We start from the raw sequence: 18,347 nt of genomic DNA on the forward strand, positions 1-18,347 counted from the left end.
GGGTAGATTCGGGGCGGGATGCTTTTGGGCCGAAGAATCTGAAATTGTTGAAACTGCGGGTAAACAAATAACTCGCTCCGTACGAAATGGCATTAGGCCCGCTGGCAGTGATTTGGTTCTGGATGTTGCGGTTATACATTCGGAGGCGTTGGCTGCCGTCGTCGGTGAGCCAATATTCGAGGGTCCAGTCTAATAGTAAACTGGTGGCATCGTATTGGTTTTGGCCGTACGACAGTCGCCCATCGCGGGTGATGCGGAAACGGTCGTTCAGGAATCGGTACGAAAACCGTAATTGAAGGTTATTGATGGCGTTGGGGTTTGCTTCGTTAAAGTTAAGGTTCAGTCCCGAAACGCCGAGTTCTAAGTTTTCATTGATGGATGAGCCCCATTTGCTCAATTGGCTCGTGACCATCTCGCTGAGGCTGTTGGTCAGTCCCGAGGCCGATTGTAACAAAATGTTGTTTTGGTCGGAAATCAATTGCCCGAAGAGCAGCATACTACTTACCTGCTGCGACAGATACTGCTCATCGCGCTTGAGGCGCTCTTCTACGGCCGTGATTTGGTACGACAAAGTAGAAGGGTATTCTTTGAACTTCAAGCCATACGAAATCTGCGGAGAAAGCATTTTTTCATTTAACGAAATCATCACTTCTACGGGATAGCGCCGGGTATTGAGTTCGTTGTTGGTGGAGGTGCCGCTTGTCTGAAACAGCGGTGAAAGTAAAGCACTAGAGGTATAGTTTGCTTTTACGTCGAGGGTGGCACCGTAGGGGTCGCCTGTCCACGAAATACGACTTCCTTTCTGAATCTGAAATTTCTTATTGATAACGTTTTGGAGGGTAAAGAGGTAGTCCCCGTTTTGAATTTCATAGGCACCGCTCATGTTGAAATCGCCGCGCGTATCTATTTTAAGGTTAATCAACCCGCGTCCGTAGGCCTTGATGGCATCGCCCGTTTGGCGGTCAAACTGGATTTCGCAATAGGCATCGGGCGTCATGTTTAACCGAAAATCCATTTTAATAATGCTTTCTTCGGCTGGTACAATCTTGTCTTTATTTGCGGCCTGTTTGTTGGATGTATCGGGCAGCGAAGAGACAAATTGCACAAAATCCTCCGATGCTACTTCGGCGGCACCGTCGAGTGGAATGTAGATTTTTGTGCCCCGATTGCTGGTCAAATCCGCGCTGATTTTGAAGTTGTTTATAGGGCCAAAAATTTCCATTTTCCCCGTGGCGTAGGCACTCCCATAAAACAGTTCATTGTCTCGAATGGTGGTATTTAGGATTTTGAAATTACGCATATCAGCATCAAAACCCAGCGAGAACTTGTTGAAACTATCGTGGTAGACACCGCCTCGCAACGTAGCGGTATTGCCTTCGGGGTCGGTCAGGCGTAAATTCCGGACGCGAATGTCACTTTCGCCGAAGTACACTTTGTCTTCAAAGGAAAACACCGCTTTGAGGTAATCAAATGTAAGGCGACCCTGCTTTACATCAACCGTTCCATCCAGTACCGGCGCAGTGACAGGGCCTGTGATAGAAACGGCCCCCACGGCGCGTCCGCTCAAATCCGAAACCAAACCGCGCGCAAAAGGTTCAAGCAGTTGTAGGTTGGTTTCGCTGAAATTGGCCCTTAATTCTAATTCGTTGTTGGCTTGGTTGGGGGTGTAAGTGCCAGTAATAGAAAGTTCACGTTTGGCTTTTGAATCCAGATGAATATCCACGTGGAGGTGCTTGTCGATGGGGTCCCATTCGCCGTCGCCGGTGAGGTTGCCCATCAAAAAATTATTGTAGGTCAGCTTCTGTACGTCGGCCTTGGTGTCAAAAATTAGCGTCCGGTACAAATCCCGCATCGTAACAGTTCCGTTGACGGTACCTGCCAGATTGACGTTGATAAGGGGCGTTAGGTTAGTGAGTTCAAAGTTACGGGTTTCAAACGAAAGTGTTTTGGTTGAGTCGGTCGAGATCTCACCGTTCAGCGCTAGGAGTTGGTCCTTTCCGTTGGGTTTTAGATTAACGTTGCTCAACGTAACATTTGGCCCCATGATGGTGATGAGATTGTTGGGGTCTACGTTCCAGTCTTCTTCCAGCAAACGGAGTTTCGATTTTCTGAATTGTAAATAAAGATAATCGCCCACAAACCGAAGTTCGCCGTTGAGTGTAGCGCGGTTAGACATGTTTTGTTGGCGCAGACTACTTCTGAAATTGATGTGGTCGGTTTCCCACGCGGCCTCAAGGGCCAGTTTTTCGGTGGGGGCAATGCCCACCAATTGTTGTTTCTCCGAATTTATAATGGCCGACGCCAGCACCTCGGGGCTATTGGTAAATTTAGACGTGTTGAGGTCAAGCTCTGAATTGTAAAAGGAGTTATTGCCGATTTTGAGGGTATCAAACTGCCCGGTCATTGAAAAAATGGACGTATTGTCAACGGTAAACACCCCCTCGGCCGTAGAGCCGTTGGATACGTAGCCGTCGGGGTAGAGAAAGGCCAGCAATTGATCCATTTTTTTTGCGCGGATGCGGTAGTCAATGCTGTACCGTTGCCAAAAAGGCTGCTTGCGCTTTTTGTCCTCGTAGTATTGGAGCCGCGCGCCTTCGTCGCCGAAGAAATACATTTGGTATTCATCAAACAACTGCGCCAAATCGGCCACGGCTTTGGTAGGTTGGAAAACACCCTGCGCCTGAAAATTGAAAAACTCGGAAGAGATAAACAGACGACGGAGGCCATCGGTCAGGCGAGAATCAACCAGGAGGGTATCTACCACAATGTTACGCTTTTTGAAAGTGGCGTAGCTATTCAGAAATTTAGCCCGTCCCACGATTTCATCCATCGTGTTTCCTTCCAAATCCACGTTTAGTTCGGTATGAATCATGAGCGAGTCGTTCATGAATTTGAGCGCCCGAAAGTCAGCCCGCTGAATAAACCCCTCGGCGTGGTAGACGTATTTGGGTTTTGAGAAATCAAATGCTCCGTCTACATCCGCAATGAGGTTGGAGTCTTTGACGATGACCGAACCCTTGAAAAACTTATTTTGAAGCGTTCCGTTGAGAAACACGTTGCGGTAGTCATAATTATTGTAGCGGAAGCGTGGCAAGCGTCCGTTGAGGTTGAGAGAGGCGGTTTTGAGCGAGAAGCCTTTGCCGCTGATTTTGCCGTTGAGGTCTATCTCCGAAAAATCGTCGTCGTCAACTAGCTTGCCTAGGTCAAAATTATGCGTGTTGATGTCGGCCGTGTAGGTCGGGATTTTGGCGGCTAGGTTCATTTCCAGTTCTTTCACCGTCACTTGTCCTAAGGCCGTTTTGAAATCGCCGTTGAGCTTAAACTTGTCGATAGTGCCGTTATATTTTCCCGAAAAATCAACTACCCCAAATTTCTGAACCAAGTCATTAAACGATTTTTCGGGGTAATATTGGCGTAAATCGGCGGCGTCAACGCGGGTATTTTGGAGGTCAAAGGCCATCACCGATGTTTCAAACTCGGTCACGCCCTTAAAGCCAATGTCGCCGCGCAACACGCTATTTTTTCCAAACCGTAAGTTTGTTTCGGACAAACGGAAATTGTTGACCGTGCCCACAAAATTGCCGTTGGCGTGCCAGGTTTCGTCGAGGGTAAAAAGATAATCGGCAAACCAGCCCAAATCTTCGGAGCGCACGCGGGTACTGTCTAAGTGTGCCCGCATCAGGATTTTTTCGTTAAAATCGCCAAAAGCGGCGGGCGAATCGTAGTTGAAAGAAATATAGTTGCCAATCACCGAATTTCCGATGCGTGCGTACAATTGGGCCAATTCCAACTTGGTACGACAATACAACACTTTGCTGTCCAGCTCTTTGATGGTGAGGTTGGTGCGTTTATCGAAGGTGCGTAAGTTCTGAACTTTCAGGGCGATGGTGTCCCCCAAAACTAGAAAATTCTTGGCTTCTCCGTTGATACTTTTGAGGGTAAAGTGGTTATAGTCAAAGGTTTTGCCCTGCATTGGTTTTTCGCGTGGGTCGTCCCACCGAAAAGAGCCGTCGATGAGGTGAACCTGTTTGATGACAAAAGGTACGTTTTGATCTTTTACGCCAGGGGCATTGGGGTTGGCCGTTAGCTCTTCAATGCGGGCAATGAATGCATCAAGGTTTAATTCTCCCGTTTTAGGATTCTTTACGAGCCATACCGAAGGTTTGTAAAGTGTGGCTTCGTCGAGGGTGGTGCCAAAAGTCTTCTTACCTTTGCTGAAAATAAGGGACCAAAAATCGTGATTAATATCAATGCGGGCTACATCAATCATCGGGCGACCGTTACGGTCCAAAATGGTGACATCTTCCAACGAAACGGCATCAAACCACTGGACGTTTACGCGGCCTACGGAGGTGGGGTGCTGGAGCTCTTTGGAAAGCCATTTGGCCACGCGGTTGACCACTTCGGTTTGTATTGCTGGAAACTGGATGCCCAATATCACTACTTCTGTCAGCAGCATAACCGCGACAAGCAGGATAAAAATGGCATTGCCTATGTACCAGAGGAAACGTTTCATGGCCGCGCTGCGGATAGTCAGTTAAAAGCTTTTTTATGAATAACCCATTCACACTTAACCCTTAACAGATAACAATTAACAAATATTCAAGCGAAATGACAACTATATTAGCCATAGAATCTTCGTGTGATGAAACCTCGGCGGCCGTAATTTCTAACGGACAACTACGCTCCAACATTGTAGCCACGCAGGTGATTCATCAAAAATACGGCGGAGTCGTGCCCGAACTCGCCTCCCGCGCGCACCAGCAGCACATCCTGCCAGTGGTCGAAAAAGCACTTGAAGATGCAAAAGTAAGCAAAAAAGACCTTAATGCCATCGCTTTTACGCGCGGCCCAGGGCTTTTGGGGGCATTATTGGTCGGTGCTTCTTTTGCCAAAGCCCTGGCTTTGGGGCTAAAAGTGCCCTTGATTGAAGTACACCACATGCAGGCGCATGTGCTGGCGCATTTCATTGAAGCGCCTTGTCCTGTCTTTCCGTTTTTGTGTTTGACCGTGAGCGGAGGACACACCCAAATTGTGTTGGTACGTGACGCACTCGACATGGAAATCATCGGCGAAACGCAAGACGACGCCGTGGGGGAGGCTTTTGATAAAACCGCAAAGCTGCTCAATCTTCCCTATCCGGGCGGGCCATTGGTGGATAAATATGCCCAACAGGGAAACCCACTCGCGTTTCCGTTTCCTTTGTCTGAAATGCCTGGGCTCAATTTTTCCTTCAGCGGAATCAAGACCTCCATTTTGTATTTTTTGCAAAATAAAGTGAAAAATAACCCGCAATTTGTGGAAGAAAACATGGCCGACATTTGTGCGAGTGTGCAGCATACCTTAATCAAAATGCTGTTGCAAAAACTGCGCAAGGCCGCTAAACAAACGGGGATTTCGGAAATTGCCATTGCGGGAGGAGTTTCGGCCAATTCGGGCCTGCGTAATGCATTGCTCGAAACAGGGCAGAAAGAGCATTGGAATGTATACATCCCTCGTTTTGAGTACTGCACCGACAACGCTGCCATGATTGCCATGGCAGCCCACTTTAAATATTTAAAAGGAGAATTTTCTGAACAAACCATCAGTCCGATGCCAAGAATGGCATTTTAGCCCATTTTTAGCAACTTTTTTTCGGGGAGAGAAATCAATTTTAATGGGCCTTAGGCAAGAAATCGAATGGTACAGCGTTAGTACGGCAAGACTTGAGTTTACTTCTTGTCTATGTACAATTAGTTGAAAACCCCGCAGTTTATAATCACTGCGGGGTTTTTTGTGCACAATTTTTTTAATCAAATAAGGCTACAAAATAAGGGCAAAGAAAAAGATTGATGTTTGGGTATATTATGCTTTTTGTAATGTTGTTTGGGGCAGCGTTAGATAAGGCAAATGCTCGCGATGGCTTGAATATTAATATACAAATTGGTTAACGTATATAGTATAGAGTTAGGTTGGTATTGTTTTCAAAAAAACTGTTTCAGTGTGGTATACATTGAGTACAAATAAAAAGCTTATGAGGGGGAAAGACGTAAGAAGCATGGTATAGAGACTATTTGTTGGTTTGAGTAAATATTTAAAATTTGCTTGAATACAATGTTTTAAAGCAATGGCTTGACAGTATTTTGGATAGGTAGGTACGATGGAATAATAGAATGTTTGAAGTGTAATTTTAGGGTAAGTTTTTGATGGTCAGGATATTTTCCTGACATAACTTCAAACTTAAATTTTGATAACTTGATAAATTATTGCGTTTAATATACTAATTTTAGTTCATTAGTTATGTCCTATTATAGGCGCGTTCGGGTTAAAGAAAAATTATACGTATAATTCTCAACTTGTTATGAAAAATGAATTTGTTTGTTTGCCAATTACCGATTTATTAAAATACGGGAGTCATGCTGTAAATCGGGGTAATTTGTCTGGAAAAGACGTTTGGGTGTTGAAAGATAATCAACAAAACCCCGTTGCGCATCAATACATTGAAGAAGGAAAACTTCCCTTTCAGGATGTATATTGTGTACTGGAAAAAGATGCCTTGACGAGCCCTAAAAGTCATAAATTATTAATAAAAGCTTTTCTGGCAGGCTGCTTGTTTTTAGACTAATAAGGTAAAACCTAAGGGGGAGCCTAAAAGATCACATCTATAAACTACATTTTTTTACCTAGTCAGGTGAATCATTCTTTGGGTATTGGTGGTATGGTCGTTAACGAGTTGATGATAGCTAATGTAGGTTTCAAGATAGTTTGTTAAACAAAAGTTGGTCAGTAACCTGACACAATTTTTTCAGGAAACTTATTAGAAATATATCTTCTTGTCATTACTTTTGTCTGGCCACCCATTATCATGGGGTGTAATCAGTATATTTGAAAATGTGCCTTCCCATCATTTTTAGATTGGCTCTTTTTTAATTCAAATTGTTTCTTGGAATAATATCAATCAGTCTGGCTGTGCCCCAGCTCTTGATAATGAAATCTAACTTGCGAGAACTCAAAAACCATAAATGGAGAACTTACCAGTACCCTTAAACGAGAGTGAACGATTAAAAGCACTTAAGAATTATCGAATCTTAGATACACTACCCGAAGCTGAATTTGACCGGCTCACCGAGTTGGCCTCTATGATATGCGGTACTTCTATATCGCTTGTTTCGTTAATTGACGAAGACCGACAGTGGTTTAAGGCTAGGACTGGTCTTGGCGTAACCGAAACGGATAGAAGTCTAGCTTTTTGTCAGTATGCTATCATGGGTACTGAGATTTTTGAAGTCGAGGATGCAACACTGGATGAGCGTTTTAAAGATAATTCTCTAGTAACCTCCGATCCCAACATTCGTTTTTATGCTGGATATCCACTGACAGACCCCAATGGTTATGCTTTGGGGTCGCTTTGTGTAATTGATGATCACCCTGGGAAACTTACTGAAAAACAGCAACGGTCTCTGCAATTGTTGGCCGAGGTTGCGATTTCATTGATTGTGGAGCGACGAAACAGGGAAGAACAGGCGCATTTTGAAAAACTTTTTAACTCTTCCAACGACCTGATTTGCGTAGCGGGCACAGATGGCTATTTCAAACGGGTTAATCCCGCTTTTCAACAAGTACTTGGCTGGGATGATCGCTACCTGTTAGAAACTCCTTTTGTTGAATTTGTTCACCCCGACGATATAGAAACCGCACAAGCTCAATTAGCTAAATTGGCGCAAGGAGAAATGACGGGGAGTTTTAGCTATCGATTTAGGACCAAAGAGGGAAACTACAAACACTTGGAATGGGCTGCTACGCCCGAACTTTCTACCGAAAGTATTTTTGCCATCGCGAGGGATGTTTCGGCGGAAAAAGAAAAGGAATTAAAACTCAAACTTAGTGAAGACCGGTTCAGAGCATTTTTTGAGAATTCGCAAGGGTTGATGTGCACCCATGACCTAAAAGGTAATTTTATCTCGGTCAATGAAGCGGGGGCGGGTATTTTGGGTTATACAGTAGCCGAAATCCAAAGCATGAGCCTGTATGATATTGTGCCAAAAAATGCCCAAGAAGCCCTGACAAGCTACCTCCAAACCATTGCAAAGGACGGAAAATCCAATGGATTGATGCATACGCTGGACAAAAACGGCTCGCTGAGAATATGGATATTTAATAACATCCGGGAGAAAGGCGCAGATGGTGAGTATTATGTGATTGGCAATGCACTTGACATCACCAAAAGGCATCAATTGGAAGTAGATTTAAAACAAACCACAGAAATGCTCGAACAAACCAACCAAATAGCCCGAGTGGGTGGTTGGGAGCTTGATTTGGTGAAAAATAAAATATTCTGGTCGGATGTTACCAAAGAAATCCATGAAGTAAGCCCCGACTTTGAGCCTGATGTAACCACGGCAATCAATTTTTATAAGGAGGGGATTAATCGAACTAAAATCATCGAGGCATTTACGAAAGCAGTTGAAACGGGAACTTCCTACGACCTCGAATTGCAAATCATTACTGCCAAGGGCAACGAGCGTTGGGTCAGGACATTGGGGAATGCTGATTTTGAAAATGGGAAATGCCGACGGATATTCGGAACGTTTCAGGACGTTGATGTTCAGAAAAAAGCCCTTATCGAAACCAAACGTTCCCAAAAGCTCCTCAATGATGTACTCCAGTCGGCGTTGGAGGTGGGTATTATTGCAACGGATGTCAACGGAATGATTACGCTCTTCAATACGGGTGCCGAACGAATGCTAGGCTATCAGGCAGAAGAGCTTATTGGTAAGCAAGACCCCTCCATCATCCATGATTTGGAGGAAGTTCAGCGGCGTGGTGAACAATTGAGCCTTGAGTACGGACAGACCATTAAAGGGTTCAGGACGTTTGTTCATAAAGCCGAACTGGAGGGCTCTGAGCAAAGAGAGTGGACGTATATCAAAAAAGATGGTACACGAATCCAGGTTTCTTTGGTCGTTCATCCTATCCGCGACAATGAGGGAATCGTCATTGGTTTTCTGGGCGTCGCTATTGACATCACCGACCGTAAAAAAACCGAGCAAGCCCTATTTATCGAAAAAGCCCGACTGCTTGCGTTTGTGGAGCACGCACCAGCGGCGGTAGCCATGTTTGATAGAGATATTCGTTACATTGCCGTGAGCAACCGTTGGATGGAAGAGTATCAACTAAACGGTCGGAATGTGGTGGGATTGAGTCACTACGAGGTTTTTTCAAATATATCGCAAGAGTGGAAAGACATACACAGCCGCTGTCTTTTGGGAGCGGTAGAAAAGAATGATGAAGATCAATGGCGGCCCGAAGGATGGGACCACGACCAGTTTTTGCGTTGGGAGGTGCGGCCGTGGTATCAGTTTGATGGCTCGGTGGGCGGACTCATGATGTTTACCCAAGATATTACCGAGATATGCCTACAACGGGAAGAATTGAAAAAAGCCAAATGGCAAGCAGAGCAGGGAAGCGTGGCAAAGTCGGAATTTTTGGCCAATATGAGCCATGAAATCCGGACGCCGCTTAATGGGGTCATTGGTTTTACCGATTTATTACTCAAAACAACACTCAACGAAACCCAGCAACAGTACCTTTCGATTGTCAATCAATCAGCCAACTCGTTGTTGTCGATTATCAATGATATTCTTGATTTCTCAAAAATAGAGGCTGGAAAGCTGGAACTTGACATTGACAAATGCGACCTCTTCGAAATCGGTAGCCAAACGGCCGACATCATTACCTATCAGGCCCAAAGTAAAGGATTGGAGATGTTGTTGAATATTTCGTTAGACCTTCCCCGCTTTATTTGGGTTGACGAAGTACGACTAAAACAGGTACTGGTGAATCTGCTGAGCAACGCCGTTAAATTTACCAAAGAAGGGGAAGTGGAGCTGAAAATTGAACCCCTAACCGACGTAACCCAAGAAGAGGTAACGCTACGGTTTGAGGTGCGCGATACGGGCATTGGGATTAAGCCCGAAAAGCAAGAGAAAATATTTGAGGCCTTTTCGCAGGAAGATGCCTCCACCACCAAAAAATACGGCGGTACTGGATTGGGATTAGCCATTTCCAACAAATTGTTGGGGTTGATGGGCAGTCAACTTCAATTAATAAGCACACCCGGCCAAGGTTGTACATTCTATTTTGATTTGATCCTAAAAACGGAGCCTGGTGAGTCTATCAACTGGGAAAATCTTGACTTGGTCAAAAATGTCCTTATTGTGGATGATAACGACAATAACCGGGTGATTTTGAGGCAAATGCTTTTGTTGAAACAAATCAATTCTGAAGAAGCCCAAAACGGTTTTGAGGCGCTTCAGCTGCTGGCTCAAGGTAAGAGGTTTGATGTAATCATGATGGATTATCACATGCCTTACATGGATGGGCTGGAAACAATTCGAAAAATAAGAAATAGTTTCAATAAACTTCCTGAGGAGCAGCCCGTTATTCTTCTACATAGCTCTTCCGATGATGGTACCATCATCAAAGGCTGTGAAGAACTGATGGTGAATCAGCGGTTGGTGAAACCCATCAAGATGCAAGATATGTACGATACCCTTTCGCGTTTACATCGAAAAACCGAAACGGCACCCGTGGTGTCGGAGACTGCTCCAGCGGCCGAGCCTGCACACGAAAAAGAGGTCATTCGCGTCTTGATTGCCGAAGATAATCCCGTCAATATGCTGCTGGCAAAGACCATCATTCGACGAGCCGCGCCCAATGCGGTGATTATTGAAGCCATAAATGGAAATGAAGCTTTGAATTTCTGTCGGACAGACATGCCCGATATTGTATTTATGGATGTTCAGATGCCCGAAATGAACGGCTATGAAGCCACACAGAAAATCAGAGAGTTGCAGCAAGAAGCCCACATTCCCATTATTGCGGTGACGGCAGGAAATCTGAAAGGCGAGAAAGAGAAGTGTCTGGAGGCAGGGATGGATGATTTTATAGCCAAACCTTTTGTTGAAGAAGCAATCATTGTTTTGTTTGAAAAGTGGACGGGCGGAGTCCGCAAAAAAGGCGAAAAGGTAGGAGAAGGTTCTGCTCAGGATGCCCGTATTCATTTTAATGTTGAAACCATAAAGTCATACGTGGGTGATGACAATGAAATATTGGAAGAGTTTTTGGGTTTGACAATCAGTGAATTAGAGAAGTCATGCAATGCGCTTCTTGAAGAAGCCGATAAGAAAAATCTTGTTGGACTCAAAAAAATTGGACATAAGTTGTACGGAACTGCGGTAACGGCGGGTACGTTGGCATTGGCCGAGCTAGCTAGAGAAATAGAACTGCTGACCGAATTTAATCCTGAGGTGGTGGCGAGGTTGTTGCTCCAAACCCAAGACGAGGTTCTGGTGGTCAAACAACTGATTACTGACGTTATGATTACGAATGAAGGGTGAGGCATGGCCCCACCCTTCATTCGTAACTCCAAAACTATGACTATTTCGTCGGGTTAGACTTTGGCTGGGTCGGGGTGTTTGTACGGCTGACGATAAGGCCGACTCAGGAGGCTGTTGGCTTCGCGATCACCCACGATTTCTCGTTTCTTGGGGTCATACACCAAGGGGCGTCCTACCTTCATGGAAATGTTGGCCAAAATACAGCTTGCGGTAGAAATATGCCCTTCTTCAATGTCGGCTACTGGTCGGCCACCGTTTTCGATGGCCGCTATAAAGTCAAGCATGTGTAGGCGTGTAGCGGGGGCAGCGTTTAGTTCAATACGCTCTTCGGTGTTATCTTCTGGGTATTTTTCTTTTTCATACACCACATCTTTGTGGATTTTCTCGCCTTTTCCATGCGGGATAAAATCGTACGCCATAGTGCTTCCCCAGAGGGTGCCTTTGTCACCATAAAGCGTAAACGACCACGGATAGGCTGGGTTGTTGGGCGTGCCCCAAGTACGGTGTTGCCACACACAGTTGAGTTCGGGATATTCAAAGACTGCCGATTGTGTATCTGAGATATTGGATTTGCCTTCTTTCTGTACATAAATACCGCCCTGAGATGATATTCTGGTAGGCCATCCTAATTTTAGCATCCAGCGAACGGTGTCAAACATATGGACGCACATATCGCCCGTGATGCCGTTGCCGTACTCAGTAAAGGTACGCCACCAACGGATGTGCGGCAGGCCGTCGTAAGGCCGCATAGGGGCGGGGCCAGTCCATGATTCATAATCCAAAAACGCGGGTACGGGTTCGGTCGGCGGATTACCGTTGTTGCGCATATGAAAATAGCAACACATTTCAACGTGCGATATTTTGCCCAACAACCCAGCATCAACGATGTTCTTTTTGGCGTCGATGAGGTGAGGAGTGCTTTTGCGTTGTGTTCCTACTTGTACTACTTTACCGTATTTGCGGGCCGCTGCCACCATGGCTTCTCCTTCCATTACATCAACGCTGATGGGTTTTTGCACGTATACGTGCGCGCCTGCTTTCAGCGCGTCGATGGTTTGGAGGGCGTGCCAGTGATCAGGAGTACCGATGAGTACAATATCCAACTGATTTTCGGCTAGCATTTTTTTATAATCACCGTACAGCTTGGGTACTTTTCCTGATTTTTGACGTTGGCTCACGAGTTTTCCAGCGGCTTCTAGCATATTTTTATCCACGTCGCAAAGCGCAACGACATCGACGGAAGCAACCTGAATGAGCCTAAACAAATCGCTTTTGCCGTACCAGCCCGTACCAATCAACGCTACGCGGTAAGTTTTTGCTAATTTTAGGTTCGTCACTCCTTTAGCATTGACTGCCGTAAGGGCCAAAGAAGCAGAGGTTCCGAGTAAGAAACGTCGACGGTTGATGTGAAAATTATCCATTAGAAATTAAAGGTTTTCGTGCGACAGCCGTCGCGGTTTAGTAGTATTACTCTTCTAAAAGTGGCTTCCATGCGGCAAATACTTTTTTATCCGCCATGATTTTCACCGGTACTATTTTTTAGTGGTTTCGTCAGGTTTTTTGGGACGAAAAACCTGACGAAAAGTTATTCAACCCCTTTTACCTGCATTTGGAGGGTGAAAACGGCCTTAGAGGCGGTAATAAACAATACATCACGGTTTTTGCCGCCAAAACAAACATTGGCCGTCCAGCCCGCTGGCACAGCAATGCTTTCTATTTTCTTTCCGGTGGGGTCATATACAGTCACCCCTTTTCCGGTGATGTAGAGGTTGCCACGATTGTCGAGGGTCATTCCGTCGGAGCCTTGCGAAAGGTGCAATTGGCGATTGGAGAGTGTACCATCATCGTTGATTTGGTATTTGTAGGTTTTGCTGGCCCGTATGTCGGCTACGTAGAGGTACTTGCCGTCGGGTGTTCCGACGATTCCGTTGGGTTGTACCAACGCATCGTCCACAATCACGGCTTCTTTTTTTCCCTTGGGCAAATAGTATACTTTTTGACCATCAATTTCGGGCTTTTTACGGGTCCAGTAGTCGCGCTGATAGTACGGGTCGGTGAAATATATGCCGCCCTTTGCGTCGAGCCATAAATCATTGGGACCGTTGAATTTTAGCCCCTGATGGCCATCCAATAGCACGGTTATTTTTCCTTTCGGACTAATGGACCACAGCTGGTTGTTTGCGTCGGCACACGAAATAATGTTCCCTTTTTTGTCAACAAAAAGCCCATTGGAGCGCCCTGCTTTATCCATGAAGAGGGATAATTTTCCGTCGGTGTCGTATTTCCAGATTTTATCGTTGGGTTGGTCAGTAAAAAAGATATTTCCTTTTTTATCGACCGCTGGCCCTTCGGTAAAAGCAAACTGCTCCGAAACCAATTGAATTGTGGCGCCTTCCGCCACCAATTTAGGGGAGTCGGTTGATTGGCTATGGGCGGATGAAAGTGGCATCAGTAAGACAGAGAATAGAAAGAAAGTTTTGGGACAACGAGTCATAGCATTGGGAGTTATACAACGCAAGTATAAATGCGTTTTATGGCCATTTCTACTTCTTTCTCAATACACTCTTCAATAACAAAAAAAGAAATTAATCAATGAAATCGGGTGGGAGTTGGTCGTGGAGCAGAGCGGCGAGTTGGGCCGCCGGCAGTTTATCGGCCTCTAAACTCATCGAAACTGATAGCTCAGAAAGGGGTTTCCAACGCTGCCCCCTAGGTTCGGAAAGTAGGGGAAAAGATTGGTGTCCTTCGCGCAGGCGTTGGGTGTCGCGTTGGCGGCAGGTGCGGGGAGATGCCAACAGCGCCACCGTCAAAATATTGGTACCTGGCGCCCGCCAAAGGCGGTCGAGCATCATGCTCAGTTGGGGCGATGTACCAGTGCTTTCGAGGATGCAGTAGTCGGCTTTTAGGGCGGCCATCCAAAGTTGATTCCACGCGGTATTTTCTTCTTCGGGCGTGGTAACTTTCAATCGTTGGCGAAAATCATCAATCGCCAGTACCTCATAAAACGGAAGAAGTCGTTTCAATTCCTGAATGACGGTGCTTTTCCCCGCCGCAGGTGGCCCGATGAGGTTGATGATGTGTCGCATGAGCCAAAGGTACTTCCGATTTAACATACTAGCGAGCACTTTTTTCAGAAGGGGCTTCTTACGAAATCAATATTATTTCAAAAGCAAAATTACCCTAATCAAAAATACATTTTTTGATTGGGGTAACGGAACATTCTCAAAAAACCTTTATCAAATGAATAGTGCCCTGAAAAGATGCCCAGACACTAGTGAAATAATGTAAATGTTTAAAAAGAGTAGGGTAAAATGCTATAAAAAAGAGTAAGGTAAAGTATGTTTTTTGCAGACGTTTGCTAGTTTTGTACATCCTAATCTGGTATTTATACCATCAAGTTGGATTATTAAAGGATATGCAAAGATATAACTAGAGGTACTTTGGACAAAGCTCAAAAATAGAAAATGGATGAATGACTATTTTTGGTATGTGAATCCTTAATAATGGTAAATGAAAAGCAAACAGTCTCGTATTTATTCGTTCTAGTAAGCTATGAAAATAAACACGTTAATTATTGATGATGACATCAATTGGCAAAAAATCTTGGGCAAATTTGTGCAGATGAATCCCCTTCTCGAACTGGTAGGGGTGTGTGGTTCGGTGATGGAAGGCTACGCCAAAATGGCCGAAAAAGAGGTGGATTTATTGATTTGTGATATAGAAATGCCCGAAATGTCGGGGCTTGATTTTATAAAAAGTATCCGCTATGCGCCCTGTGTTATTTTTGTGACTGCCCACCGCGATTATGCCTTGGATTGCTACGATGTATCACCTGTTGATTTTCTGTTGAAGCCCATTGACTTGGATCGTTTTTTGCAAAGCATCGAAAAAGTGCGGCAGCGCTTGGCAGTTTTGCCCGAAACTGCCTTTGTCTCCCCCTATTTTTTCGTGCGGGAAAACCTAAACTATGAGCAGATTGCTTACGATGATGTGCTCTACATGAAAGCGCAAGACAATTTTCTGCAAATCGTGACCAAACAAAAAAATTACCTGCCGATTATTTCGATTACCAAAATGGAAGAACAACTTAAAGGTGACGCATTTTTGAGGGTTCATCGTTCATATTTGGTCTATCGAGGTGCCATTAAGAGCATTACTAAAAATGATATCGTGCTTAACTCGGGTGAATTCATACCCATCGGAGACCAATACCGCACGCAAATCAACCGCAAGCACATTGAAGGATATTTGATCAGTAGGAGCAGTTAGAGCAGGCTTTCGGGGTTGGATAAACGCTGTTCTTTCTTCCAGAAACATGCTACATTTGTTATTTGTGTATTTTATTAAACAGAAGCTCTTTTTTGTATTTAGAGAGAGAATCTGGGTTGGCTTTGATGGCTTGAGATAAGATAGGGCGCAGGATTTTTATGTACTTACTGACTTTGGGTTGGTCGATGCCGAAAAAATCGGCCAATTGAGCCTGCCGCACATTGCCATTGACATACGCCAAAATAAAAAAAAGTGAGTCGCGGGTGTCGGTAAAGATGGCGTTGCCATGAACAAACGGGCGACGATTTCGGGGAGTGCCTTCTAGCGTAAATTCATTAAAATAGCTATTCAGGCTGTTTTCAAAAAATGGATGGAGTGATTCAAATTGGCGTCGGTTTAATCCAGTAAGACGACGCAGCATCGACTCATTGTTTTGTAAGTTGCAATAGCGCCAAGGAGAAAAGTCGGGCATGTGGCTGAATCTTTTAATTTAAAATGAAGTGTTGAGAAAAACGGTCTTGGAAGTAAAGACCTAAAAACAACCAAGCATGTTACTTGATTGGTTAAGTACGGGCATTAGCTCAGCGGCAAAAAACCATATTTTTTGTTTAAAAATATGTATACCAAACCCTATTTTAAAATTAAAAACATTGAAGTTGGCGAATGGGCTTGTTTTGTATTTAAAGAGGTGTAAATTTTACGTAAAATGGAAGGTGTTTGGAGGTCTAAGTTTAATAATTATCAACTCATTGTCCCATGTTTTTTAGGACAATTCAAGGTTGGTATTATAAGGGTGCTTAATTTTTAAAAACGTTGATGAAAAACAATTGTGTTTTTGTTTTAGTGTGTAGTTTGTTTTACGGAGTTGTCCAAGCCCAGGGTTTGATTCCAGCGCTCCGAAAACAAGCCGCCACTGCCCGTGCCGACAGCAGCCGTAGTCGATTATTTTACGAATTGGGGCGGCACTATGGGGAGCAAAATCTCGACTCTGCTTTTTATTTTTTGAACCAATCACTTACGTTGGCCCAACAGGGTAAAGATTTATATGCCACCGCGCGAGCAATGTACGGGTTGGGGTTTAGTTATTTGTATTATCAACAGAATGAGAATTTGGCCATGCAATGGCTAAAAAAAGCAGTGACTATTGCTCAAAATAACAAAGATTACGTGTATTTGGCCAAAAGCTATCAATTGCTAGGGGTCATTGCCATGCACCAAGGTATCGGAAACCCCCATGATTTTTTTGAAGAAGCAGTGACCTACGCCCAAAAGTCGAAAGATTGGCGGACTATCATGGACACCTACGAAGTGATTTCTAATGTATACCAGAATCGAGAAAAATACGAGGAGGCTGCCAAGTTTATATTAAAAGCCATGGACGTTTGCAAGGAGCACGACATCGACTGCTGGCTTTCGAGTGGTTTGGATTATTGTGATATGCTCGAAAAACAAAACAAACGGGCCGAAGCCCGGTCGTTTGCTAAAATGCTCTACGCTTATAAAGAACAGCTGAAACAAACCAAAGGGTATTTTGTGTACATGAACGACCTTGGAAGGCTCGAAACCAAGCTCGAAAAATACACTCAAGCCGAGGCTATTTTTGAGAAAGTATTGGCGTATGAAAAACAAAAACCAAAGGTAGATACCTTTCATCTGTATTTCATTTTTCGGAATTTAAAGGATTTGTACGCTGAGCAAAGGTCTTTTGAAAAAGCATTTCGCGTGGCCAATGAACTCACGGAAATTCGGCTGTGGTTGGCGCAGAAAAGACAAACCCGCGACAGTCAGCTCCAAATGACTCAACTGAAATCGGCCTATGATTTAGAAAAGAAAGAGAGGGAAATAACCCTTCTGGCCAAACAAAAGCGCGAACAGCAGATTGTGCTCATTGCGGCGGCGGTGGTGGCGGTGCTGCTGATCAGTTTTGTGGTGGTTTTGCAAAGAAACAATCAGCGTATCGAACGCCAAAAAACGGAACTAACGGCACTCAATACCACAAAAGACAAACTTTTTGCCATTTTATCGCATGATTTACGGTCGCCTGTGGCAGGACTCAAAAATTATCTGATGCTTACCGATTGGGGGGTATTGACGCAGGCTGAATTTGCGGATTCGACCAAAAACCTGACCGTTCAGCTCAATAATGTTCACACCATGCTCGATAATGTATTGAATTGGTCTCTCTCTCAAATGCGGGGTATTCGTCCCAAGCGGGAGACCACTGACATGGCGTCCATTATTGAAGATGAAATTGAGTTGCTGCTGCCTATGGCCCAAACCAAAAATATTCAAATCGTCAATGATATTTCTGCCAATGTTCAAATAATGATTGACCGAAACCACGCCGCCGTTATTTTTAGGAATTTGCTGCAGAATGCCCTTAAGTTTACCCATTCGGGTGGTAAAATCAGGCTCAGTTATTCTAAAGAAAAGGACATGCACCAGTTTGTGATAGAAGACACGGGCGTGGGAATGTCGGAAGAGCGGCTTCAAAATTTGTTTCAACTCAACAAAACAACATCCCAAATGGGTACGGCCCGCGAACAGGGTACTGGCGTAGGGCTGGTTTTGGTGAAAGAGCTCGTGGGGGCCAACCAAGGTACATTATCGGTAGTAAGCGAGTTGAACCAAGGAACAATTTTTACGCTTGAGTTGAGACACTGAACTAACGTTTATCGGTACTTCTTTTGCCAGTTCAGT

Annotated in this window: 10 protein-coding genes; 5 read left to right on the forward strand and 5 right to left on the reverse strand. The window is 44.7% G+C overall.

Going from position 1 to position 18,347, the window contains the following annotated elements; all coding sequences use genetic code 11:
- Nucleotides 1–4,516: translocation/assembly module TamB domain-containing protein (locus tag GVN20_RS19445; RefSeq protein ID WP_166559949.1), on the reverse strand; the 4,516-nt coding region annotated here is incomplete at its 3' end.
- Nucleotides 4,517–4,611: 95 nt separating this feature from the next.
- On the opposite strand from GVN20_RS19445, the gene tsaD reads away from it, so the two are divergent.
- The 3 genes from tsaD (at nt 4,612) to GVN20_RS19460 (ending at nt 11,378) form a co-directional block, all read left to right on the forward strand.
- Complete coding sequence (gene tsaD, locus GVN20_RS19450) at nt 4,612–5,613, forward strand: tRNA (adenosine(37)-N6)-threonylcarbamoyltransferase complex transferase subunit TsaD (RefSeq protein ID WP_166559950.1); 1,002 nt, start codon at nt 4,612–4,614, stop codon at nt 5,611–5,613.
- Nucleotides 5,614–6,340: 727 nt separating this feature from the next.
- Entirely contained in the window at nt 6,341–6,604 is a 264-nt protein-coding gene (locus GVN20_RS19455; protein ID WP_166559951.1) for a hypothetical protein, read from the forward strand.
- 397 nt (nt 6,605–7,001) lie between these two features.
- The gene (locus tag GVN20_RS19460; protein ID WP_166559952.1) at nt 7,002–11,378 is read left to right on the forward strand and encodes a PAS domain S-box protein; all 4,377 of its coding nucleotides are present in this window, start codon (nt 7,002–7,004) and stop codon (nt 11,376–11,378) included.
- 53 nt (nt 11,379–11,431) lie between these two features.
- On the opposite strand, the gene GVN20_RS19465 is transcribed toward GVN20_RS19460, so the two are convergent.
- From GVN20_RS19465 to GVN20_RS19475, 3 genes are all read right to left on the reverse strand, one after another.
- The gene (locus GVN20_RS19465) at nt 11,432–12,799 is read right to left on the reverse strand and encodes a Gfo/Idh/MocA family protein (protein ID WP_166559953.1); all 1,368 of its coding nucleotides are present in this window, start codon (nt 12,797–12,799) and stop codon (nt 11,432–11,434) included.
- 164 nt (nt 12,800–12,963) lie between these two features.
- A complete protein-coding gene (locus GVN20_RS19470) occupies nt 12,964–13,827 on the reverse strand; it encodes an SMP-30/gluconolactonase/LRE family protein (protein WP_229599130.1) in 864 nt (287 codons plus the stop codon).
- A 136-nt stretch (nt 13,828–13,963) separates the two neighbouring features.
- Complete coding sequence (locus GVN20_RS19475; protein WP_166559955.1) at nt 13,964–14,491, reverse strand: ATP-binding protein; 528 nt, start codon at nt 14,489–14,491, stop codon at nt 13,964–13,966.
- Nucleotides 14,492–14,930: 439 nt separating this feature from the next.
- Here GVN20_RS19475 and GVN20_RS19480 point away from each other — a divergent pair, with 439 nt between their 5' ends.
- A complete protein-coding gene (locus GVN20_RS19480; protein WP_166559956.1) occupies nt 14,931–15,647 on the forward strand; it encodes a LytTR family DNA-binding domain-containing protein in 717 nt (238 codons plus the stop codon).
- 58 nt (nt 15,648–15,705) lie between these two features.
- Here GVN20_RS19480 and GVN20_RS19485 read toward each other — a convergent pair whose 3' ends face one another.
- Nucleotides 15,706–16,119 (reverse strand): transposase family protein, encoded by a 414-nt coding sequence (locus GVN20_RS19485; RefSeq protein WP_166559957.1) that lies wholly within the window; start codon nt 16,117–16,119, stop codon nt 15,706–15,708.
- 344 nt (nt 16,120–16,463) lie between these two features.
- On the opposite strand from GVN20_RS19485, the gene GVN20_RS19490 reads away from it, so the two are divergent.
- Complete coding sequence (locus GVN20_RS19490; protein WP_166559958.1) at nt 16,464–18,311, forward strand: ATP-binding protein; 1,848 nt, start codon at nt 16,464–16,466, stop codon at nt 18,309–18,311.
- Nucleotides 18,312–18,347 lie beyond the last annotated feature (36 nt).

It is taken from the genome of Runella sp. CRIBMP, from assembly GCF_009905605.1.
Lineage (GTDB): Bacteria > Bacteroidota > Bacteroidia > Cytophagales > Spirosomataceae > Runella.

Bases quoted from the DNA above. Each gene is read 5' to 3' on its own strand.
- GVN20_RS19455 (WP_166559951.1), top strand. From the start codon at position 6,341: ATGAAAAATGAATTTGTTTGTTTGCCAATTACCGATTTATTAAAATAC.
- GVN20_RS19480 (WP_166559956.1), top strand. From the start codon at position 14,931: ATGAAAATAAACACGTTAATTATTGATGATGACATCAATTGGCAAAAA.
- tsaD (WP_166559950.1), top strand. From the start codon at position 4,612: ATGACAACTATATTAGCCATAGAATCTTCGTGTGATGAAACCTCGGCG.
- GVN20_RS19465 (WP_166559953.1), bottom strand. From the start codon at position 12,799: ATGGATAATTTTCACATCAACCGTCGACGTTTCTTACTCGGAACCTCT.
- GVN20_RS19475 (WP_166559955.1), bottom strand. From the start codon at position 14,491: ATGTTAAATCGGAAGTACCTTTGGCTCATGCGACACATCATCAACCTC.
- GVN20_RS19490 (WP_166559958.1), top strand. From the start codon at position 16,464: ATGAAAAACAATTGTGTTTTTGTTTTAGTGTGTAGTTTGTTTTACGGA.
- GVN20_RS19470 (WP_229599130.1), bottom strand. From the start codon at position 13,827: ATGCCACTTTCATCCGCCCATAGCCAATCAACCGACTCCCCTAAATTG.
- GVN20_RS19460 (WP_166559952.1), top strand. From the start codon at position 7,002: ATGGAGAACTTACCAGTACCCTTAAACGAGAGTGAACGATTAAAAGCA.
- GVN20_RS19485 (WP_166559957.1), bottom strand. From the start codon at position 16,119: ATGCCCGACTTTTCTCCTTGGCGCTATTGCAACTTACAAAACAATGAG.